Source organism: Psychromonas ingrahamii 37, assembly GCF_000015285.1.
GTDB classification, from domain to species: Bacteria; Pseudomonadota; Gammaproteobacteria; order Enterobacterales; family Psychromonadaceae; genus Psychromonas; species Psychromonas ingrahamii.
In genome coordinates, this window is the sequence record NC_008709.1 from 625,179 (window position 1) to 645,995 (window position 20,817).

Annotated in this window: 17 protein-coding genes and 5 tRNA genes; 9 read left to right on the plus strand and 13 right to left on the minus strand. The window is 40.0% G+C overall.

All coding sequences use genetic code 11. The features are described from left to right. The first annotated feature begins 52 nt into the window (after nucleotides 1-52). Complete coding sequence (gene glnS / locus PING_RS02570) at nucleotides 53-1,714, plus strand: glutamine--tRNA ligase (RefSeq protein ID WP_011768907.1); 1,662 nt, start codon at nucleotides 53-55, stop codon at nucleotides 1,712-1,714. Nucleotides 1,715-1,803: 89 nt separating this feature from the next. Here glnS and PING_RS21255 read toward each other — a convergent pair whose 3' ends face one another. Beyond that, nucleotides 1,804-2,022 (minus strand): winged helix-turn-helix domain-containing protein, encoded by a 219-nt coding sequence (locus tag PING_RS21255; RefSeq protein WP_408635116.1) that lies wholly within the window; start codon nucleotides 2,020-2,022, stop codon nucleotides 1,804-1,806. Between the two features lie 369 nt (nucleotides 2,023-2,391). On the opposite strand from PING_RS21255, the gene PING_RS02575 reads away from it, so the two are divergent. Further along, nucleotides 2,392-3,519 (plus strand): PilT/PilU family type 4a pilus ATPase, encoded by a 1,128-nt coding sequence (locus tag PING_RS02575; RefSeq protein ID WP_011768908.1) that lies wholly within the window; start codon nucleotides 2,392-2,394, stop codon nucleotides 3,517-3,519. 602 nt (nucleotides 3,520-4,121) lie between these two features. Here the strand turns inward: PING_RS02575 and PING_RS02580 are convergent. The 6 genes from PING_RS02580 to dnaQ form a co-directional block, all read right to left on the minus strand. Next, nucleotides 4,122-4,198: transfer RNA gene (locus PING_RS02580), tRNA-Asp, on the minus strand. Between the two features lie 82 nt (nucleotides 4,199-4,280). Then, nucleotides 4,281-4,357 (minus strand) — tRNA-Asp (locus PING_RS02585). A gap of 259 nt (nucleotides 4,358-4,616) precedes the next feature. After that, nucleotides 4,617-4,693, minus strand: a tRNA-Asp gene (locus PING_RS02590). Between the two features lie 108 nt (nucleotides 4,694-4,801). After that, nucleotides 4,802-4,878: transfer RNA gene (locus tag PING_RS02595), tRNA-Asp, on the minus strand. 141 nt (nucleotides 4,879-5,019) lie between these two features. Further along, nucleotides 5,020-5,096: transfer RNA gene (locus PING_RS02600), tRNA-Asp, on the minus strand. Nucleotides 5,097-5,373: 277 nt separating this feature from the next. Next, on the minus strand, nucleotides 5,374-6,093 hold the full coding sequence (dnaQ, locus tag PING_RS02605; RefSeq protein WP_011768909.1) for a DNA polymerase III subunit epsilon: 720 nt from the start codon (nucleotides 6,091-6,093) through the stop codon (nucleotides 5,374-5,376). A 137-nt stretch (nucleotides 6,094-6,230) separates the two neighbouring features. Here dnaQ and rnhA point away from each other — a divergent pair, with 137 nt between their 5' ends. After that, nucleotides 6,231-6,692, plus strand: a complete 462-nt coding sequence (gene rnhA / locus PING_RS02610) for a ribonuclease HI (protein ID WP_041765839.1) — start codon at nucleotides 6,231-6,233, stop codon at nucleotides 6,690-6,692. On the opposite strand, the gene PING_RS02615 is transcribed toward rnhA, so the two are convergent. Next, nucleotides 6,661-7,401, minus strand: a complete 741-nt coding sequence (locus tag PING_RS02615; RefSeq protein ID WP_011768911.1) for a class I SAM-dependent methyltransferase — start codon at nucleotides 7,399-7,401, stop codon at nucleotides 6,661-6,663. The genes rnhA and PING_RS02615 overlap by 32 nt on opposite strands. A gap of 41 nt (nucleotides 7,402-7,442) precedes the next feature. On the opposite strand from PING_RS02615, the gene gloB reads away from it, so the two are divergent. Both gloB and PING_RS02625 read left to right on the plus strand, forming a co-directional pair. Continuing rightward, nucleotides 7,443-8,213 (plus strand): hydroxyacylglutathione hydrolase, encoded by a 771-nt coding sequence (gloB, locus tag PING_RS02620; RefSeq protein ID WP_011768912.1) that lies wholly within the window; start codon nucleotides 7,443-7,445, stop codon nucleotides 8,211-8,213. Nucleotides 8,214-8,372: 159 nt separating this feature from the next. Then, nucleotides 8,373-9,947, plus strand: a complete 1,575-nt coding sequence (locus tag PING_RS02625; RefSeq protein WP_011768913.1) for a lytic transglycosylase — start codon at nucleotides 8,373-8,375, stop codon at nucleotides 9,945-9,947. Between the two features lie 67 nt (nucleotides 9,948-10,014). Here PING_RS02625 and PING_RS02630 read toward each other — a convergent pair whose 3' ends face one another. Next, the gene (locus tag PING_RS02630) at nucleotides 10,015-10,344 is read right to left on the minus strand and encodes a hypothetical protein (RefSeq protein WP_011768914.1); all 330 of its coding nucleotides are present in this window, start codon (nucleotides 10,342-10,344) and stop codon (nucleotides 10,015-10,017) included. 73 nt (nucleotides 10,345-10,417) lie between these two features. Beyond that, nucleotides 10,418-11,092 (minus strand): DNA mismatch repair endonuclease MutH, encoded by a 675-nt coding sequence (mutH, locus tag PING_RS02635; RefSeq protein ID WP_011768915.1) that lies wholly within the window; start codon nucleotides 11,090-11,092, stop codon nucleotides 10,418-10,420. A gap of 610 nt (nucleotides 11,093-11,702) precedes the next feature. On the opposite strand from mutH, the gene rppH reads away from it, so the two are divergent. Together rppH and ptsP are read left to right on the plus strand one after the other, a co-directional pair. Next, on the plus strand, nucleotides 11,703-12,248 hold the full coding sequence (gene rppH, locus PING_RS02640) for an RNA pyrophosphohydrolase (protein ID WP_011768916.1): 546 nt from the start codon (nucleotides 11,703-11,705) through the stop codon (nucleotides 12,246-12,248). A 29-nt stretch (nucleotides 12,249-12,277) separates the two neighbouring features. After that, entirely contained in the window at nucleotides 12,278-14,560 is a 2,283-nt protein-coding gene (gene ptsP / locus PING_RS02645) for a phosphoenolpyruvate--protein phosphotransferase (protein WP_011768917.1), read from the plus strand. 154 nt (nucleotides 14,561-14,714) lie between these two features. Here the strand turns inward: ptsP and sstT are convergent, their stop codons facing one another. Beyond that, nucleotides 14,715-15,992 (minus strand): serine/threonine transporter SstT, encoded by a 1,278-nt coding sequence (gene sstT, locus PING_RS02650; protein WP_011768918.1) that lies wholly within the window; start codon nucleotides 15,990-15,992, stop codon nucleotides 14,715-14,717. Nucleotides 15,993-16,287: 295 nt separating this feature from the next. Here sstT and lgt point away from each other — a divergent pair, with 295 nt between their 5' ends. Next, nucleotides 16,288-17,151: a prolipoprotein diacylglyceryl transferase gene (gene lgt / locus PING_RS02655; protein WP_011768919.1), complete on the plus strand. Its 864-nt coding sequence runs from the start codon at nucleotides 16,288-16,290 to the stop codon at nucleotides 17,149-17,151. Nucleotides 17,152-17,184: 33 nt separating this feature from the next. Next, entirely contained in the window at nucleotides 17,185-18,036 is an 852-nt protein-coding gene (locus tag PING_RS02660; protein WP_011768920.1) for a thymidylate synthase, read from the plus strand. 76 nt (nucleotides 18,037-18,112) lie between these two features. On the opposite strand, the gene gorA is transcribed toward PING_RS02660, so the two are convergent. Both gorA and PING_RS02670 read right to left on the minus strand, forming a co-directional pair. Then, a complete protein-coding gene (gene gorA / locus PING_RS02665) occupies nucleotides 18,113-19,471 on the minus strand; it encodes a glutathione-disulfide reductase (RefSeq protein ID WP_011768921.1) in 1,359 nt (452 codons plus the stop codon). Nucleotides 19,472-19,497: 26 nt separating this feature from the next. Further along, on the minus strand, nucleotides 19,498-20,622 hold the full coding sequence (locus PING_RS02670; RefSeq protein WP_011768922.1) for a phosphoserine transaminase: 1,125 nt from the start codon (nucleotides 20,620-20,622) through the stop codon (nucleotides 19,498-19,500). Nucleotides 20,623-20,817: the final 195 nt, after the last annotated feature.

Sequence of the window (20,817 nt, forward strand, 5' to 3'; positions counted from 1 at the left end):
ATATAAGATGATTAATCCTATTTTTTGATTTATATTTATTTAGAGGTAAGCAATGACTCAGGTTGATACTGCGCCAAGCAATTTTATTCGTAACATCATCGATTCGGATCTACAAAGTGGTAAGCATCAGGTGATACATACACGCTTTCCGCCGGAACCGAATGGTTATTTGCATATAGGTCATGCTAAATCTATCTGTTTAAATTTTGGACTTGCAGAAGACTACCCCAATGCACTTTGCAATCTGCGTTTTGATGATACTAATCCAGTAAAAGAAGATGCGGATTATGTTGCCGCTATTGAAAAGGATGTGCGTTGGTTGGGGTTTAAATGGGCGGGTGATATACATTATTCATCTGACTATTTTGAACAGTTGTATGACTTTGCCATTGAGTTAATTAAAAAAGATAAAGCTTATGTTTGTGCTCTCGACGCACAACAAACTCGAGAATATCGAGGTTCGTTAATGACAGTGGGTAAAGACAGCCCCTTTAGAAATCGCCCTATTTCAGAAAGTTTAGATCTTTTTGCGCGTATGCGTGCGGGTGAGTTTGCGGAAGGCTCGATGATGCTGCGGGCAAAAATTGATATGGCGTCACCAAATATGAAAATGCGTGATCCGGTTCTTTATCGCATTCGTTTTGCGCATCATCATCAAACGGGTGATAAATGGTGTATCTATCCAATGTACGATTTTACCCATTGTATTTCAGATGCGCTTGAAGGCATAACCCATAGCCTGTGTACACTTGAATTTGAAGATCACCGCCCTTTATATGATTGGGTATTAGCCAATATCAGTATTGCCTGTAAACCACGTCAAATTGAGTTTTCCCGTCTTAATTTACAATATACTTTAACCTCTAAACGTAAACTACATACGTTAATTGAAGAGAAGATTATAAGTGCTTGGGATGATCCGCGGATGCCGACTATTTCCGGTATGCGCCGCCGTGGTTATCCGGCCGCCTCTATTCGTGAATTTTGTAAACGTATTGGTGTGACTAAACAGGAAAATACCGTTGAACTGGCCTCGTTAGAAGCTTGTGTTCGTGAAAATCTTGAAGCTAATGCGCCTCGCGCAATGGCTGTGATTGATCCTGTTAAAGTGATTATTAGCAATTATGACGAAAATAAAACAGAAAAATTAATCGCGGCTATACACCCTAAAGATGAAAGCATGGGGACAAGAACAGTCACTTTCTCACGAGAAATTTTTATTGACCGTGCTGATTTTAGAGAAGAGGCGAATAAAAAATATAAACGTTTAGTCTTGGGTAAAGAAGTGCGTTTACGTAATGCTTATGTGATTAAAGCTGATCAGGTCATTAAGAATGATGCCGGCGAAATTACTGAAATTCACTGCTCTTACGATCCTGAAACGCTGGGCAACAATCCAACGGACGGGCGTAAAGTGAAAGGCGTGATCCATTGGGTTAGTGCGGTTGAAAACCAAGCAGCAGAGTTTCGAATCTATGAGCCTTTGTTTCTGGTTGAAAATCCTGCTGCCGCAGAAAATATCGACGAAGTACTCAATCCAAACGCTTTAGTGATAAAACACGGTTTTGTGGAGTCAGGTCTTAGTGATGCGCTAGCAGAAAAAGCTTATCAATTCGAGCGTGAAGGTTACTTCTGTGCCGATAATAAGGATTCATCACCCGAACGGCTGGTTTTTAACCGTACCGTTGCGTTGCGTGACTCTTGGGGCGGATAGCACCTTTCATACCTCAATATGCCAATTGCGCATCTTGAGGTAGATTAAATGCTGCTGCATCTCTTTTGTTATGCGCAGCATTGTATTTTCTAAAGCGCTTTATTCTCATCAATAACATCCAACACATAACCTATCTCGCGTATGGTATGGGTAAGTTTCGGCTCAAAAAGTTTATCGACCTTACTACGCAGTACTCTGATGGCCAGATCAATGACATGGGTATTACTGTCAAACAGACTTGAGAGGCAATTAGCGAGCAGCTTAATACTTCTTCCTTGCGCTGCATTAACAATCCCAGAAGAGAAAATGCTTTTGCCGTTAAGTTAATGTTACAGCGCGCATTTAATAAGTTACTTTCTAATGCGATACACCATCGCTTTACCATGCAGATAAAGCAAAGACATGCTACTCATTCGAATGGGTAGGACTTGGCAATCACTTAATCTATCGCTAAAGCTCATGGTGGAAATATTTCTGTGCGCTCACAAGATAAAGTAACAACTTTTACATATACCATTAATGAACAGAGTTAATATCAGCAAGTAGTTTGCTTATATATCCTGATGTTATTGAGCTAGGCAGTAAAAAATAGAGACATTTAAAGTTGTTAATTGGCAGGGCTTCTTTATAATTTCATTATTATGGCTAACAAATGATTTTTAATTTAGGAGTTACAGATGGAATTTGAAGAGATGCTCAATATTTTGTCGAGCAAAGATGGCTCGGATCTTTACCTGTCAACGGGGGCTCCCCCTTCAGCTAAATTTCAAGGTACATTAGAACCTTTAACGGATATTCCTTTTCGGGCAGGTGAAGTTGCTGAAATAGCCGCTTCGATTATGGATAGTGAACAAAAAGTGGCATTTGAGCAAGAGCTTGAAATGAACTTAGCGATATCTATTTCCAAGGTTGGACGCTTTCGAGTTAATATTTTTAAACAGCGTAATGAAGTTTCAATCGTTGCGCGTAATATTAAAATTGAGATCCCCAGCCTCGATGAATTAGGGCTTCCGGAAATACTTAAAAGTGTGATCACGGCTAAACGAGGTTTAGTGCTATTTATCGGTGCAACGGGCTCAGGTAAATCGACTTCATTAGCAGCCCTTATTGATCACCGAAATACTAATCTCTCCGGTCATATTATTACCATCGAAGATCCTATTGAGTTTGTACACCAGCATAAAAAAAGTATCGTCAATCAGCGTGAAGTAGGAGTTGATACGCGTAGTTTTCATGCGGCCTTAAAAAATACTCTGCGTCAGGCACCCGATGTTATTTTGATTGGTGAAATCCGCGATAGGGAAACAATGGAGCACGCATTAGCCTTTGCAGAAACCGGCCACTTAGCTATTTCAACATTACATGCGAATAATGCTAACCAGGCATTGGATCGTATTATTAACTTCTTTCCAGAAGATCGTCGTATTCAGTTGTTAAGTGATTTAGGTAATAACTTGAAATCCTTTATTTCTCAACGTTTAATTCCAACGATTGATGGCAAACGTTGTGCTGCCATTGAAGTCATGATGGGAAGCCTAACGATACGCGATATGATTAAGCGCGGTGATTTTGGTTTGCTGAAAGAGGTGATGGAAAAATCAGAAGGATTAGGGATGAAAACCTTTGATGGTGCATTATTTGATCTCACCATTGCAGGAAAAATATCTGAAGAGGAAGCGATAAAAAATTCAGATTCAGCCACTAACCTAACGCTGAAATTTAAGTTGTACCATGGTAATACTACTGAAGAAGCAGGACAAGACGACAAAAAATCAGGTGGATTGACGTTATCAATGATGGATTAATCCATTAACGTCTCTTGTTATTAGATAGTTATTAGATTGGCATGGAGAGAAATCCCAAATACTCATTGCTTTGTTTTTATATTTTTAACTGTGATTTTAAGCGCGTAAGAATAGAAGGGGCGTGCCTGAAGTCGCACTTCCAAAAATAGAGATCACGATATTAATCAGATAGAATACTTACCGGGAAAATATTAAAGGAAATTGGCTTCGTTAACGGGACTCGAATCGGTGAGCTCTGGTGTGCTTGGCCGGCTTTATCTTAAACAAGAGGTAACCAACTGAACTACGACTCCGCTAAAATTTTTTATTTAATACTGTTGTAATAGAATTGATTTCAATCAAAACAGGCTTGAGCTGTTTTTGTGAATTTAAATGGGGAAGTCTTTATTGCATGATAAGGATAAAAGGAAATTGGCTTAGTTCACGGGAATCGAATCGGTGAGCTCTAGTGTGACTGGCTGGCTTTATCTTAAACAAGAGGTAACCAACTGAACTACCACTGTGCGAAAATCTTTTATTTAAGTTTAAGTGAATAGTACTTTGGATAGGTAAAGATATATTTAACAAAGGTTATTGACTATTAGATGGGGATAAAAGGAAATTGGCGGAGTGGACGGGACTCGAACCCGCGACCCCCGGCGTGACAGGCCGGTATTCTAACCAACTGAACTACCACTCCGCGAAAATCTTCTATTTTTCTATAACTTACATTATAGACTGACTGTTATACACATCGTTCATTACATACCTAAGTATGAAGTTGGCGGAGTGGACGGGACTCGAACCCGCGACCCCCGGCGTGACAGGCCGGTATTCTAACCAACTGAACTACCACTCCACGAGTGTGTTACAGCTTTCTTCACTTTATGTGTTGGTTACACATAAATATCACTATTTTATTCGAATTAAATCCGAATCCGGCGTGACAGGCCGACCATGTTAAGCAAGAAGCCTAACCAACTGAACTACCACTCCACGAGTGTGTTACAGCTTTCTTCACTTTATGTGTTGGTTACACATAAATATCACTATTTTATTCGAATTAAATCCGAATCCGGCATGACAGGCCGGCTATTTGTTTTATACGTAAATACTGTTGGCGGAGTGGACGGGACTCGAACCCGCGACCCCCGGCGTGACAGGCCGGTATTCTAACCAACTGAACTACCACTCCACGTAGTATTACAGTACTAAACATCACTATTTTACTCGAATAAAAACTCGAATCCGGCGTGACAAGCCGACTATTGATCATTATCGTTCTCATACCTAAATATGATGTTGGCGGAGTGGACGGGACTCGAACCCGCGACCCCCGGCGTGACAGGCCGGTATTCTAACCAACTGAACTACCACTCCACGTGATAATCATCAGTTATTACTTTTTATTTTCATAAAATTTAGTTAAAGTTTTTACCTTAACAATCGATGTAATAAATCGATTTACAACCTGTTTAATTTGCTGGAATTTACTTGCCAATAAACTTTATAATAAGATATTGGCGGAGTGGACGGGACTCGAACCCGCGACCCCCGGCGTGACAGGCCGGTATTCTAACCAACTGAACTACCACTCCAGCAAATGTCAACAACACACAATGTGCATCTTTGTTGAGGCGCAGATAATACGGAGTTGCATTTGCCGAGTCAATAAAGAAATGCCAATATTTTGTCTTAACTTTCTCGATCGCTCGTTTTATCGTCATTATGCCTGTTTTTTAACTTATTTGAACACTAAAGTGCTTGTTGCTTATCGCTTTTTGAGGCTTGCCATAAGGTCATTGATCACAATGTTCATTGTTTAAATTTCATTTTTAGATTTATTACCGCGTTCCAATATCAACCCGGCTATCCTTATTCCCGCCATAGGCAGCTGGCTGACTTTTCAATGAGATCTAAGCGTTTTTCATGTGCTTGCTGTTCATCTTCGCTGGCGCTAATAATAGTGAGTGGCGATTGTGTTTTTCTTACGCGTTTTCCAGTATTAGTGTCATTTTGTCCAGAGCTTGAGAGGTTAAGTTTTTTTTGCCCTCCGGTCATAAGCAGATAAACATCCGCCAATATTTCCGCATCTAATAAAGCGCCATGCAGAACACGGTGCTTATTATCAATACCCAGTTCCCTGCACAGAGCATCAAGGCTTGCGCGTTTGCCGGGGTACATTTTTCTTGCCATGACTAATGTATCTGTGATGGTCGATATTTCAGCGGTTGGTTTTGTTCTTTTATTTAAAAAACGAAACTCCTGATCCATAAAACCGACGTCAAAGGGTGCGTTATGGATAACTAATTCGGCCCCTTTGATAAATTCTATGAATTCATCTGCAATGTCGCTAAATGCGGGTTTATCGTGTAAAAATTCATCGGTAATACCATGAACTGCTATCGCTTCGGGGTCTATTTCACGATCCGGTTTGACATAAACATGGAAATGGCGGCCGGTTAAACGTCGATTAATAACTTCAACACAACCAATTTCGATGATCCGATGACCGACATAAATTGTGCCACCTTTATTCATACCCGTTGTCTCTGTGTCTAACACAACCTGTCGTATCATTTTCTCTGTGTTCATGCGGATCTCAATTAATAGTTTCAATAATTTGAATATTAGCCGTATAGTTTACCACCTAATACCCAAATTACCTCAAGATGCAGGTACTTCATAATGAAGTGGGTGGATTTATAATAATTAATCAATTTGGTATACGAATGAAAAAAATTCAACTTTTTACAGATGGTTCCTGTTTAGGTAACCCCGGCCCCGGCGGTTACGGCGCTGTGATGATTTATAATGAACACTGCAAAGAGTTGTCGGAAGGTTTTTTGCTCACTACGAACAACCGGATGGAAATGTTAGCCTGTATAAAAGCGCTGCAAAGCTTAACCGAGCCCTGTGAAGTTGAGTTAACAACCGATAGTCAGTATGTGCGTCAAGGAATCACGTTATGGATTCATAATTGGAAAAAACGCGGTTGGAAAACCGCCGCTAAAGCGCCGGTTAAAAATGTCGATCTGTGGAAGGCATTGGATGCGGCACAAGAGAAGCATAAAGTCGCTTGGCATTGGGTTAAAGGTCACTCAGGTCACCCTGAAAATGAGCGCTGCGATGATCTTGCTCGTCGGGCTGCAGAAAATAACCCTACCCAAGAGGATATTGGTTACGAGGGCTAGTCCGTGTTGCCGCTGCCTGCCCGGTTATCATTTTTCCCTTAAATTGAAAGGGATATTTGACGGGCGTCATGGGTATGGTGCTCTTTTTTGCGATAATAAAATAAACACTGCAAAAATAGGGGAGATAGTTCTGCCCAAAATCCTCAATAAAAAGTGAGCAGGTGCTATTTAAATTGCGTGATAGAAAATCAAAATGCTGTTTTTGCTGAATTTTAAAGCCCAGTAAATGCAGCCAATCAATCACCCTGTTGGGTAAAAAAAGGCGTGCATTCTTAGGGTTTTTAGGGTTAAGTGCGGTACGTAATCCAAGTAAACTTATTGGATTGTAACCACTGATGATTAACGTACCGTCGAGTGCTAACACCCTGTCTATTTCCCGTAATAATTGGTGAGGATCGCTTGAAAAATCTAATTCATGGGTCAGAATACACAGGTCGATTGTAGAATCCTGCAGCGGTAACTGATTTATGTCAGCTTGCAAACTAAGATTGTCGCCACTACTTGCGCAGTTTATTTGATGAGTAATTATCGAGTTTGAGGTGTTGATCTGACAACTTAACTGACCTAATTTCAACAAGTTATAGCCAAAGCATTGTTCTAGGCAATCATCAACACGTTGTTGCGTTTGTTGATGCAGCAACTCCCCGTTGGGTAATTGTTGCCAGGACCTGAGAGGGGGTAAAATACGGGATGTTTTGGCAGACCTCATGGGTTGAGTCACTCCAAGTTAAATTAAATAGAGGTTATGTAATGGAAAATGTAATAACAATTAAAGCATTTGAGGATAACTATATTTGGCTTATCAAAGATAGTCAAAGTCAACACTGTATCATTGTTGATCCCGGTGATGCCGCGCCCGTTTTAACAATATTAGAAGATCAGAAATTGATTGTAGATGCTATTCTTTTAACACACCATCATTATGATCATATTGGGGGTGTTGATGCATTATTATCTGCACGGGATGAAAAAATCTCAATCTATAGCAAAAAGAAATTATTTGACCGCTGCAGGTTAGTAAATGAAAGTGATACTTTAAGCTTTTTTGACGGTAAACTTTCATTGCAGGTGATGGAAGTGCCTGGGCATACCTTGGATCATGTTGCCTTTTATAATGACGAGCTGCTATTTTGCGGAGATACCCTATTTTCAGGCGGGTGCGGGCGTGTATTTGAAGGTAGTTTCGAACAAATGTTTAAAGCGGTGTCTCGTCTGGCACTGTTACCGGAAAATACAAAAGTATATTGTGCTCATGAATATACTCAAAATAATCTTATTTTTGCACATCAGATTGAACCTAAAAATAAGGCATTATTAAATTATATACAACAAGTCAGCAAAAAACGTCAGCAGGGGCAGCCAACAATCCCTTCAACAATAGGGTTAGAAAAGGAAATTAATCCCTTCCTGCGCTGCCAGCAACAAACGGTCATTAATAAGTTACAAAGTCATTTAGGTAAAGAGTTAAATGATCCGCTTAGCTGCTTTAGTGCGTTGCGTCAGTATAAAGATAATTTTTAATTATACGGATACCCAAATTACTTGAAGATGCAGATTTCTGCATTTTCAAGTAATTTGGGTCTCTTTGACACGTTCTTCCCACTCAGCGGCATTAATCAATTTGGTATTAGGACAAATTAAGCTAGAATACTCGGCTTATTCACAGTGGGTAGTATTTTTATGAAATTTTTTCTGTCGGTTTTTATTCTGTTTTTTGTTACCGCCTGTACTAGTACAGGTGAGTTGGCTGGGCCCGAACCCTCCAGAAAAAACATTGAAGAGCTACAACAAGAGATGTTCAGTCGGTCTGCCGAATGGAGAACGGCACCTTTTATGGACGAAAAGTCCCTTCCCGAAAGTTATGATAATCTTTGGTTAAAGTTAGCTGAAGGTTTTGAATTTGAAGTGCCTCAAAACGCGCGTGTCGCTAAACAACGGGATTATTTTTTAAAGCATCCAAATCACCTGGCGGAAGTTTCAAAACGAGCAGAACCTTTTTTATATCTGATTATTGAACAAATAGAAGCAAAAAACTTACCCCTTGAACTTGCTTTATTACCTGTTGTAGAAAGTACTTTTAATCCCTTTGCTTATTCGCAGAGTCATGCTTCCGGTTTGTGGCAATTTATGCCGGCCACAGGGGTACGATTCGGATTAACTCAAGACTGGTGGTACGACGGTCGTCGCGACGTTTATGCTTCAACAGATGCAGCTTTAACCTATATGGATATATTACATAACTATTTAAATGAAGACTGGTTACATGCACTCGCGGCCTATAACTCTGGAGAAGGGCGGGTAGAAAGAGCGGTTCGCGCTAATAAGAAATACAATAAACCGACAGATTACTGGCATTTGTCCTTGCCAATAGAGACGCAAGAGTACGTCCCAAAGCTATTAGCTTTAGTTGATATTTTACGTAACCACAAAAAGTATGGTATTGAGCTGCCAGTGATAGCAAATAAGCAGGTACTGACTTACGTAGATACCGGTTCGCAACTAGATCTTGCTTATGCGGCAGAATTGGCCGAGTTATCACCTGACGATCTTCAGTTATTAAATCCCGCTTATAATCGCTGGGTAACTTCACCAAACGGTCCTCACCGATTACTTATCCCGACAAAAATTGCACAGCAGTTTAGTCAAAAATTGGCTAATACGGCGCAAAATAAGCGCACCAGATGGTCTCGTTATACTGTGCAGTCAGGTGATAACCTGGGGTTCATTGCGCGCGAAAATTATACAACGATAAATATTCTTAAACAGGTTAACAACCTTGATAGTGCATTTATAAAAATAGGACAGCCTTTACTTATTCCGTTTGCAAGTGAGGCCCAGAAGGATGATTTTTCTCGTCAGGCGAGGCGCTTTGAAGGTCAACAAGCCTCTGCAAACAAAACAAAAAAGAAAGTTATCTACACAGTAAGTGAAGCTGATACGCTCTGGGATATTAGTCGTGACTTTAATGTGAGGGTTAAAGAGATTGCCAAATGGAATACAATCAATAGTACAGAACCGTTACAGTTGGGGCAAAAATTAACCGTTTGGAAAGCGATTAAATCCACACCCAATAAAAACGATACTCACCGTATGACCTATCAGGTACGCGCCGGAGACTCTCTTCACCTGATTGCATCAAAATTTAATGTAAAGCTCGTCGATTTAGTGCGTTGGAATGAGTTGAATAAAGGTGAATATATTCAGCCGGGGCAAAAATTAGAACTCTATGTTGCAGTGCAAAAATCTCGGACTTAACTGGATGGATAATCTATAAAAAAAACCGCTAAGAAGCGGTTTTTTCATAGACAGTTAAAATAAATATTTACTGGGTAATCTGTAATAATGCATTTTTGCCACCATTATTCATACCGTTATCAACGAGGGCATCAGCATCGCTTGGTAATATGCTGAATTCGTGACCCTCATCTGCCGTGGCGATGTAGATAAACTGAAAACTATTATTACCTGCAGTGGGAATATTTTCCGTCACTTTAAACTTGCCATTTTTGAATTTTTTAAGTTCAATTGCAGACCAATTGTTGTGTTCAGAAAGCAAAATAATGCTTTTTGCGCCTAAAGCTTCTTCCTTTTCTATTTCAAACGTGACTTTAAGCAGAGGTTTACTTTTCAAATATTGTTTTTTTATGGGCATCTTTAACTCCTTAAGATTAATAATAAATTTACTGTAAAAACGGATTAAATTCTATAAAAATTATCTTTATTTCTTATTTTATATTGAAATATTGACTAATAATTGATTGTGTAAATGTCTTTTTTAAGTAAAAACCCCGTGGGCGAACTTTTATTAATTGTCCGTCTTCTCCAACCGCATTGGTTAAGCACTTCCCATTAGCCGCCTTTGGCCTGAGTTGCATCACTTGACCATTCCGAGCTGTGATTGATTCTATTTGGCCAAGCGCAATTTTTTCCATTATTTCATTCCAGTCCAATTTTAATAATTGGGTTTGTTGCTGATTAGCTGACCATAAAAAACTATTACCGACGATGCGATCACAAAGCGGGACAGTTCGCTCTCCCTGAACCGGAACCCATAAAACCTTGCTGATCTTATTGCGCACGTTGGAGTTTTCCCAATTTAGCTGACGGGTATTTAAAATAGGGGCGCTACAGACAAAGGTAGTTTCCAATACTTTGCCATTTTGATCAATTGGAATTGTTTTTAGTTCAATACCGAGATGCTTAAAGTCTTGCTCAGGTTTGCTGCCGGCGGTGGCGCCTAGGTGCCATTCTATAAGTTGACCCACCCAGCCTTTATTGCTGCGTAAATCCTTAGCCATAGGCTGGCCGGCCATCTCGGCCAGTTCCTCCAGAGAATGGCCAGCAATTTGCTCACATCGACTTAGCAGTTCGGCGGTTGAACGGGGAGAATTAAAGTCCATGCTATTTACCCTATCTATTGACTCTATTCGGACTATTTATGTTTATTTTGTTAGCTGCACAGAGTTATTCACTTTTATCGGTTGAATAACTGAGTCTTAGCTGTCAATGACTCAAAAAATTAAATCACTATTTTAAAAAGTCTTAAAAAACAGATTAATGTCGAATAATTAAACTAAAAAACGCGCTAATATTACAACTGTTTGTTTTTTGAACGAGCAAGATATGCACACCCAGTTGTGAATGAAGACTACTGGATTTAAGTACATAGACTAATTTCAGTATCATGTTAAAAATGTATAACTACTTGTTATTTCCGGTATAATAAAAATATTGTTCTGAGTTTAATGGATCTTGAATCGCTTAAAAAACATCTATTATAACAACAGGCTTTTATTATGCACAAAGTTATGCACAGTTTTCGTGGATATCTAACAGTATAAATTATTTGCTGAAAATTTGTCTTGATAGATAACCGACATTTTTCAAATGAAGAATTTGATGGATCAGATAATCTGTGAAAGAATACGGCATTAATTAAATTTTCATTCATTCATTATTATAAAAATCATAAAAACAAATAATGGATCATAACCTATAAAAGGCACTTTAGTGATTGATACTGACGGTTACCGTCCAAATGTAGGTATCATCATTTGTAATAATAATGCGCAGGTTTTATGGGCGAAACGATTTGGACAGCATTCATGGCAATTTCCTCAAGGGGGAATCAAAGAGGGGGAAACGCCTGAACAAGCCATGTATAGAGAACTGTACGAAGAAGTTGGTTTAAAACCTGAGCACGTTAAATTATTAGCAACTAGCCGTCATTGGTTACGTTATAAATTACCTAAACGATTAGTTCGTTGGGACTCGCCTGATCCAGTTTGCATCGGGCAGAAACAGCGCTGGTTTTTATTACAATTGATTTCAGATGAGCAGCAAATTGAGTTTGAGGCTTGCGGCAATCCTGAATTTGATGCTTGGCGCTGGGTAACTTATTGGTATCCTGTTCGTCAGGTTGTATCGTTCAAATGTGAAGTTTACCGTTGTGCCCTAAAAGAATTTTCAGCTGTTGCTTTTTCGTTAATGAAAAAAAGTTCAGACAAGAAAAGGAATAAACGGCCTCGTCGGGCATCTTTTTATAAAAAAAGATAACAGAGCTTTTTCTAAGAAAGGCGTTTTGTATGTTAAGTCAATTGCGGAATATAGTAGAGCAGGTCGGCAATGCAAAAAATTTAACTGAGGCCATGGACATTCTGGTGCGCCAAACCAAATTAGCCATGGAAGTCGACTGCTGCTCTATTTATATTACCGATCAAAGTACTTCTCAACTTAATTTAATAGCCAGTGAAGGCCTTGCAAGCCAAGTTGTTGGTTTTTCCTATCTCAAATTTGGCGAAGGTATTATAGGCTTAATTCACCAGAAGGGAGAGCCTTTAAACATTGCCAACATCACCGAACACCCCAATTACAAATATCTGCCGAGCAGTGGAGAGGAGTCTTTTAATTCATTATTAGGCACCCCGATTATCCATCGTCGAAAAGCATTAGGGGTGTTGGTTGTACAGCAAAAAGAACCCCGTTTATTCAGCGAATTAGAAGAATCTTTTTTACTTACCCTCGCAATGCATTTAGCCAGTGTACTTGACCAGCCGTTTAGTTTAGATGTTGAACGATTAAACCAGCCAAGGGCATCAATTTATCTGCAGGGCTCTCCTGCAAGTCCGGGCATTGCAATTGCAGATGCGTATGTTGTACGTTCTATTATGACATTAGCGGAAGTTATCATAGGAAAAAGTCACTCGGTCGTTAAAGAGCTCCTGCTGTTTGAGATAATAGTCAAAAAATGCATCGACGAATTTTCTAATCTGGCATTAACACTTAAAGAACAAGTGTCAAAAGATGCCTTCATTCTGTTTGATATTTACTCGCATATTCTAAAGGATAAAACATTTTTAAATGCCATTAGATCACAAATCAATGAATCTCATTTAAATGCCCCCAGTGCAGTTAAAGTTGTCGCAGAGTCTTATATCAAACAATTTGAGGCAATGAGTGATCCCTATTTAAGTCAACGCTCTTCAGATATTCGCGATGTTGCCCAACGTTTGTTATACCATCTTACGCATCAGGTTGAAGATGATTTAAAGTTACCCGATAAGCTTATTCTAGTGGCTAATGAAGTGACTTTATCTATGGTTGCGAGTATCCCAAATGACAAGTTACAGGGCATTGTCTCGGTTCACGGTGGCATTGGTTCTCACGTGGCGATTTTAGCGCGAACACTCGGTATTCCGGCGGTAATGGGGGTGCAATTTTCCTTAGATAATATTAATCAAAAAAGTTTAATTATCGATGGTTATGAAGGTGGCGTGATTCTGCTGCCTGAGCAATCATTAGTGAGTCATTATCAATCTGTGCTAGATGAAGAAAATGAATTAAAAAAGCTGGTTGAATCTGATCCGCATGAAAAAGCCGTTACCCTTGATGGTCATGCTATTTCGATACTGCTCAACACAGGTTTAAATGCCAAGCAGCACGGGACAATATTAGGGCATTTTGATGGCATAGGTTTATACCGCAGTGAATTACCTTTTATATTGACGGACTCTTTTCCTACCGAACAGGAACAGGTGCAAGTCTACCAACGACTACTTGATCAATATCCCAAGTTACCGGTGACCATGCGCACCTTGGATATTGGTGGTGATAAATCCCTGAGTTATTTTCCGATAGTTGAAGATAACCCTTTTCTTGGCTGGCGTGGAATTCGTTTAACCTTGGATCATCCTGAAATATTTTTGGTTCAGATTAGAGCGATGTTAAGAGCCAGTGTAAAGCATCAAAATTTACGTATTATGCTGCCAATGGTCACTTCAATTGAAGAAGTGGACGAAGCCCATAAATTGATTACCCAAGCATGGAATGAAATTAAGTTTGAGCTTAATTATTCCTCCGAAGCATTCCCTATGCCTGCGATAGGTGCAATGGTTGAGGTACCTGCTGCTGTTTTCCTTATTCCTGCACTTGCCAAAAAAGTAGACTTTGTTTCAGTTGGCAGCAATGACCTTATCCAATATTTATTAGCGGTGGATAGAAATAATAGTCGTGTGGCGTCGCTTTACGATAGTTATCATCCTGCCGTGCTGCAAGCGCTAAAAATGATTATAGATAACAGTAAGCGTTTTGATTTGGAAGTGAGTATCTGCGGCGAGCTTGCCAGTGATCCTATTGGTGCTTTAATTTTGATCGGTCTGGGCTATACCAAATTGAGCATGAACTCCTATAATATGGGCCGAATCAAGTATTTAATTAATGCGCTTCCCCGTTATGAATTAGAGTCTTGTGTAGAGCAGGCTTTAAAGGCAAACAAGGGTACAGATATTCGCGCTATTTTTGTTGATTACCTTAATATAAAAGAATTAGGCGGGTTTATTCGTGCAGGTAATAGCAAAAAAAATAATTAAGCGATTACATTATAAAATAGGCACAACCCCTTTAACTGTTAGTTTAAAGGAGTATTTTTACCTTTTAATTTAGATCACCCTTTTTTTAGTCTAAATAATCAGTATTAGATAAGATCAAAGCCGAGTTTTTACACTCGGCTTTGATCTTTTACTGTTATGCTTTTGCCGTCGTTTCCAGCGTTTCCAGCGTTTCCAGCGTTTCAATCGTATCCGCTGCTGGTAATTCTTCTGCTGCGTAACAAGCCGCTGCTGTAAAGATCACATCCGTTGAGCTATTTAATGCAGTTTCCGCTGAATCTTGAACAACACCAATAATGAAACCTATTGCGACCACCTGCATTGCGACTTCATTGGGTACACCAAATAATCCACAGGCAAGTGGAATTAATAATAAAGAACCGCCTGCAACACCGGATGCCCCGCAAGCCGAAACAGCAGCCACCACACTTAATAAAATAGCCGTGGCAATATCAAATTCAATGCCCAAGGTATGCACTGCCGCTAAGGTCAATACTGTGATGGTGATTGAAGCACCCGCCATATTGATAGTTGCACCAAGCGGAATTGATACAGAGTAAGTATCTTTGTGCAGCTCTAATTTCTCACACAACGCCATGTTCACCGGGATATTGGCAGCTGAACTGCGAGTAAAGAAGGCCGTGACACCAGATTCACGTAAACATCTGAAAATTAACGGGTATGGATTTTTTTTCGTTTTTCCATAGACAATAATTGGGTTAATCACCAGGGCAATTAAGATCATACAGCCAAGTAATACCGCTAATAAATGGGTGTAGCCGAAAAGCGCGTCAAAGCCTGTTTCGGCAATAGTCCCTGCGACTAAGCCAAAAATACCAAGAGGTGCAAAACGTATCACTAAATGAACAATGCGGGTCACAGCATTGGAGATATCATGTAATGCCTGTTTGGTACTTTGGTTGGCACGTTGCAGAGCAAAGCCTAAACCTGCCGCCCATGCTAAAATACCAATAAAATTGCCGCTCACTAATGCATTTACCGGGTTATCAACGATTTTAAATAAAAGGGTATTTAATACTTCAAGGATCCCATTTGGCGGCGTTGCTTGAATATCGGTTGCAACCAGTACTAAAGTGGTAGGGAAAAAATAACTCACCATAACAGCGGTAGATGCTGCGAATAGCGTGCCAAGCAAATAAAGCTTAATAATAGGTTTAAGATTGGTACGGGTTTCTTTTTGTTGATTCGCAATCGAAGAGGCAACTAACACAAAAACTAAAATGGGTGCGACAGCTTTTAAAGCACTGACGAATAAACTGCCTAAAAAGGAGACTGACAAGGCGCTTGTTGGTGAAAAGCTTGCCAGTATTAAACCGGCTACAATGCCTATTACTATTTGTAAAACTAAACTTCCGTTTAAAAATCGTTGAATGAGAGTGGGGGTTGGGGTCATATCTTAAACCTGTTTTATATTATGGGATTCGTGGTCAATAAATCCAGCTAGTTGCGGGTATATGGAAATCACCTTTATAGGGGTAATTGGCACGTATTATAAAGCTGTCAGCCTGAGGGGTGTTGAGATTTATCATGAAAATATAACATTTACAGGTAAAAAATGAAATAATCTTAATGGGTCTGCAGTTATCAGCCAGGTCGGTCTATAGCTTTCTGTGACGCTATTATTGGTATCATCAGATGATTAGGTTATGATACCACCCCGTTTAAAATACTGCTAAATGAGTCGCTAAATGTCAGTTTCAAATTTTGTTTTACCCAAAATAGACCCCGTCGCAGTTAGTATTGGTCCTGTGGATATTCACTGGTATGGTTTGATGTATTTGCTTGGTTTTACTTTTGCTTTGTGGATGGCAAATCGTCAATGCGATAAATCAAATGGCATCTGGACACGTGAACAAGCGAGCGATTTGCTTTTTTATGGTTTTATGGGCGTTATTTTAGGCGGCCGTATTGGATATGTTTTGTTTTATCAATTTCCGCTGTTTTTAGATAGCCCACTTTATCTGTTTAAAATATGGGAAGGCGGGATGTCATTTCATGGTGGTGTGCTGGGTGTTACCACTGCGATTATTTTTTATGCTAAAAAGAATAAACGTTCAATTTTATCTGTCGGGGATTTTATCGTACCACTTTTACCCGTTGGACTCGGAGCCGGGCGTATCGGTAACTTTATTAACTCTGAATTGTGGGGAAGAGTGACTGATTCTCCCTTTGGCATTATTTTCCAAAATGCAGGTCCGTTGCCCCGTCACCCATCGCAACTGTACGAATTTGCGCTGGAAGGTGTTGTCTTATTTATTATTCTCATCCTCTATATTCGTAAAGCCCGACCAGCCGGTTCAGTGGCTGGATTATTTTTACTTGCCTACGGCGTGTTTCGATTCATCGTTGAGTTTGCAAGAGAGCCAGATGCACATCTTGGATTATTAAGCTTAGGGCTAAGCATGGGGCAGTTATTATCATTGCCTATGATTTTTGCTGGAATGGCATTTATAGCTTATGCCTACAGAGCCAAAGCACAAGCACCGTCTCAAGCAGATAATGTTAAACCGCCTAAAGCAAAAACAAATAAGGCCAAAAAAAAACATGGCTAAAAAATCATAACTCACCCGTTTAGGTAACAGAAAATGAAACAATATTTAGGATTATGTCAGCGCATTGTCGACAAGGGTATCTGGATTGAAAACCAGCGAACCGGCAAACGCTGTTTGACGGTGATCAATGCTGACCTTGAGTATGATGTGGGAAATAATCAATTTCCGATGATAACGACGCGTAAAAGTTTTTATAAATCAGCCATTGCAGAATTGATTGGTTATCTCCGAGGTTATGATAATGCGGCTGATTTTAGAAAATTAGGCACCAAAACCTGGGATGCAAATTCCAATTTAAATAATGCCTGGCTGAATAATCCGTACCGTAAAGGTGAGGACGACATGGGCCGCGTTTATGGGATTCAGGGTCGTTCCTGGGCTAAGCCCGACGGCGGTTTTATTGATCAGCTTAAAAAAGTAGTGGATGATCTCAGTAACGGTATTGATGATCGCGGGGAAATAGTGACTTTTTATAATCCCGGCGAATTTGAGATGGGCTGTTTGCGGCCTTGTATGCATACTCACACCTTTTCATTACTTGGCGACACACTTCACTTGACCAGTTACCAACGCTCCTGTGATGTTCCGCTTGGCCTTAATTTTAATCAAGTTCAGGTCTTTGCTTTGCTCGCCTTAATGGCGCAAATAACCGGTAAAAAAGCGGGTATGGCTTACCATAAAATAGTGAATGCGCATATCTATGAAGATCAATTAGCATTAATGCGTGATGTGCAGCTACCGCGTTTACCCTTTGCATCCCCGCAATTAAAGATTAACCCGAAAATTAAATCATTACAAGATCTCGAAACCTGGGTAACCATGGATGATTTTGAAGTAGAAGGTTATCAATGCCATGATGCAATTAAATATCCTTTTTCTGTTTAATTTTTAAAGCGTATTAATAGAAAAGCCCCGCTTAATACAAGACATTAAGCGGGGCTTTTTGTTGCTTCTTTATTACTTAAGTCATCGTTACAAATTCTTCTGCACTGGTTGGGTGAATCGCGACACAGCTATCAAAATCTGCTTTGGTTGCACCCATTTTCATGGCCACCGCAAAACCCTGCAAAATCTCATCAGATGCTAAACCAATACAATGTAAACCAACCACTTTTTGGTTTTCCCCGGCACAAACTAATTTCATTCGTGTTGGTTGGCGCATGGTCGTCATGGCGGTATACATACTGGTAAATTGTGAGGTATAAACCTTCAGCTTGCTTTTACCGTATTTTTCTTCCGCCTCAAGCTCAGTCAAGCCTATTGTTCCTATCGGCGGGTGGCTAAAGACCACTGTCGGCACTAATTTAGCATCTAAATGCGCATCCAGTTGTCCGTTAAATAAACGCTCTGACAAAAATCTACCGGCCTTGATCGCAACCGGGGTTAATTGGATCTCACCAGTATTATCGCCTACGGCATAAATACCTTGAGCTGTTGTATTTTGGTATTTATCAACATTGATAAATTTATGTTTATTAAGTTCAATATCGGTATTTTCCAGACCGATATCAGTATTGGCCGGGTTACGACCAATAGCCCAAACCAAACAGTCAACAGTCAGCGATTTTTCATTTTCTAAATGTAAGGTAAGGCTGCCATCCTCATTTTTATGTACTGATTTAGGGGTCGAGTGAGTATGCAGTGTCGGGCCTTCTTCCTGCATCACTTCAACCAATGTGGAGGAAAGCATATGATCGAAGTCACGCAAAAAAGTATGGCGACGGCAAAGTAAATGGGTTTCACTGCCCAAGGCATTAAAGACACCGGCTATTTCCACCGCGATATAACCTGCACCAACAACGGCGACTCGTTTGGGTTGCTCATTAAGGGCAAAAAAACCATCGGATGTAATACCGTGTTCTGCTCCCTCAATTGCTGGAACAGTTGGAGCACCGCCCGTTGCAACCGTAATATGAGGTGCTGTATAGGTTTTTCCATTGACTTCAACCGTATGATTATCAATAAACTTAGCAAAACCGTCAATCACAGTAATATTATTGTTACCCAAAACCCGTTCATATGATTGATGAATACGCGCAATATAAGCTTCGCGGCTTTCAATTAATTTTGCCCAGCTGAAATTTTTAAGCGGTGCATCAAAACCATAATCAGGCGCATAGCGTAGCGCATCTGCAATTTGTCCGGCATACCACATCGCTTTTTTAGGCACGCAGCCAACATTGACACAAGTGCCGCCCAATGCTTTTGCTTCAATGATTGCTACCTTTTGTCCATACTTCGATGCCCGATTAGCCGAGGCAATGCCGCCACTGCCGCCGCCAATACAGATATAGTCAAAATCGAATTTATTATTATTCATGAGTACCCTTAAATTTTGTTGTGCTGTTATACGGTGACTTCTTGGTAAGCCCAAGTTAGCCAAGGCAATAAAGCTTGTAAATCGTGTTTTTCTACTGTGCTGCCACACCAAATGCGTAAACCACTGGGCGCGTCTTTATAAGCTGCAATATCATAGGCAACTTGCTCTTCTGCCAGTAAGTTAACCAATGCTTTAATTTGTGAATCACTTAAATCAAGGGATAAACAGACGCTGGTATTTGAGCGAGTGTTTGCTTTTTCAGCTAAGAAATTAATCCAGCTATTATTGGCCACAAACGTCTCTAAAACAGCTAAGTTATCCAAAGATTTTTGGATGCTTGCTTGAACACCTCCCATCTCTTTTACCCAGTTAAGGGCGTCTTGGTAATCAGCGATACAAAGCATAGAAGGGGTGTTAATGGTTGCACCATTAAAAATACCTTCAATCAGTTTTCCGCCTGCTGTTAAGCGGAATATTTTAGGTAAAGGCCAGCTTGGTGTATAGCTTTCTAAACGCTCAACGGCACGGGGACTTAAAATAATAATTCCGTGAGCCCCTTCACCGCCAAGCACTTTCTGCCAGCTAAAGGTGGTAACATCTAATTTTTCCCAAGGTAATGGCATCGCAAATACAGCAGAAGTTGCATCACAAATAGTTAGTCCCTGGCGATCATCTTTAATAAAATCACCATTCTCAACCTTAACACCAGAGGTTGTGCCATTCCAAGTGAAAACAATATCATTTTCTGGATTAACTTTTGATAAATCGGGTAACTGTCCGTAATCTGCGCTGATTTTATTGACTTTGTCTAATTTCAGCTGCTTGATAATATCAGCATACCAGCCTTCACCAAATGACTCCCAGTAGCAGACATCAACGGGTCTTGGGCCGAGCATTGACCATAAAATCATCTCCATCGCGCCAGTATCTGAAGCTGGAACAATACCCACGCGGTAACCTTTAGGCAGTTGCAATATTTCAGCCGTATCGGAAATAACTTTTTCTAATGCTTTTTTGCCAAGACTGGATCGATGAGAACGGCCTAATGCACAAAGATCGAGTTGACTCACATCATAACCCGGACGTTTTGCACATGGGCCAGATGAAAAATTAGGAACAGCAGGTTTGATGCTTGGTTGTGGGGTACTCATATTAATCAAAATCCTCGTTAAATAATCACTGTGTTTAAATCGTAAAAATACACTAGAGAATAGCAACTGGCTACGAGTAGTTAAACATAAAAAAAATTTTTTATGTTTAACCGTTTAGGCTTAAACTGTTTATTTTGTCGTCAGTCAAACACTTTGCAGTATAAAATACTTTACTTTAAATTTAGCTTAGGTATT

Excerpts from the sequence above, each read along its gene's own strand:
- PING_RS02670 (WP_011768922.1), bottom strand. The coding sequence starts at position 20,622 with ATGAGTACCCCACAACCAAGCATCAAACCTGCTGTTCCTAATTTTTCA.
- gorA (WP_011768921.1), bottom strand. The coding sequence starts at position 19,471 with ATGAATAATAATAAATTCGATTTTGACTATATCTGTATTGGCGGCGGC.
- gloB (WP_011768912.1), top strand. The coding sequence starts at position 7,443 with ATGGAAAATGTAATAACAATTAAAGCATTTGAGGATAACTATATTTGG.
- lgt (WP_011768919.1), top strand. The coding sequence starts at position 16,288 with ATGTCAGTTTCAAATTTTGTTTTACCCAAAATAGACCCCGTCGCAGTT.
- mutH (WP_011768915.1), bottom strand. The coding sequence starts at position 11,092 with ATGGACTTTAATTCTCCCCGTTCAACCGCCGAACTGCTAAGTCGATGT.
- PING_RS02630 (WP_011768914.1), bottom strand. The coding sequence starts at position 10,344 with ATGCCCATAAAAAAACAATATTTGAAAAGTAAACCTCTGCTTAAAGTC.
- sstT (WP_011768918.1), bottom strand. The coding sequence starts at position 15,992 with ATGACCCCAACCCCCACTCTCATTCAACGATTTTTAAACGGAAGTTTA.
- PING_RS02625 (WP_011768913.1), top strand. The coding sequence starts at position 8,373 with ATGAAATTTTTTCTGTCGGTTTTTATTCTGTTTTTTGTTACCGCCTGT.
- glnS (WP_011768907.1), top strand. The coding sequence starts at position 53 with ATGACTCAGGTTGATACTGCGCCAAGCAATTTTATTCGTAACATCATC.
- PING_RS02575 (WP_011768908.1), top strand. The coding sequence starts at position 2,392 with ATGGAATTTGAAGAGATGCTCAATATTTTGTCGAGCAAAGATGGCTCG.
- ptsP (WP_011768917.1), top strand. The coding sequence starts at position 12,278 with ATGTTAAGTCAATTGCGGAATATAGTAGAGCAGGTCGGCAATGCAAAA.
- PING_RS02660 (WP_011768920.1), top strand. The coding sequence starts at position 17,185 with ATGAAACAATATTTAGGATTATGTCAGCGCATTGTCGACAAGGGTATC.
- PING_RS02615 (WP_011768911.1), bottom strand. The coding sequence starts at position 7,401 with ATGAGGTCTGCCAAAACATCCCGTATTTTACCCCCTCTCAGGTCCTGG.
- rnhA (WP_041765839.1), top strand. The coding sequence starts at position 6,231 with ATGAAAAAAATTCAACTTTTTACAGATGGTTCCTGTTTAGGTAACCCC.
- dnaQ (WP_011768909.1), bottom strand. The coding sequence starts at position 6,093 with ATGAACACAGAGAAAATGATACGACAGGTTGTGTTAGACACAGAGACA.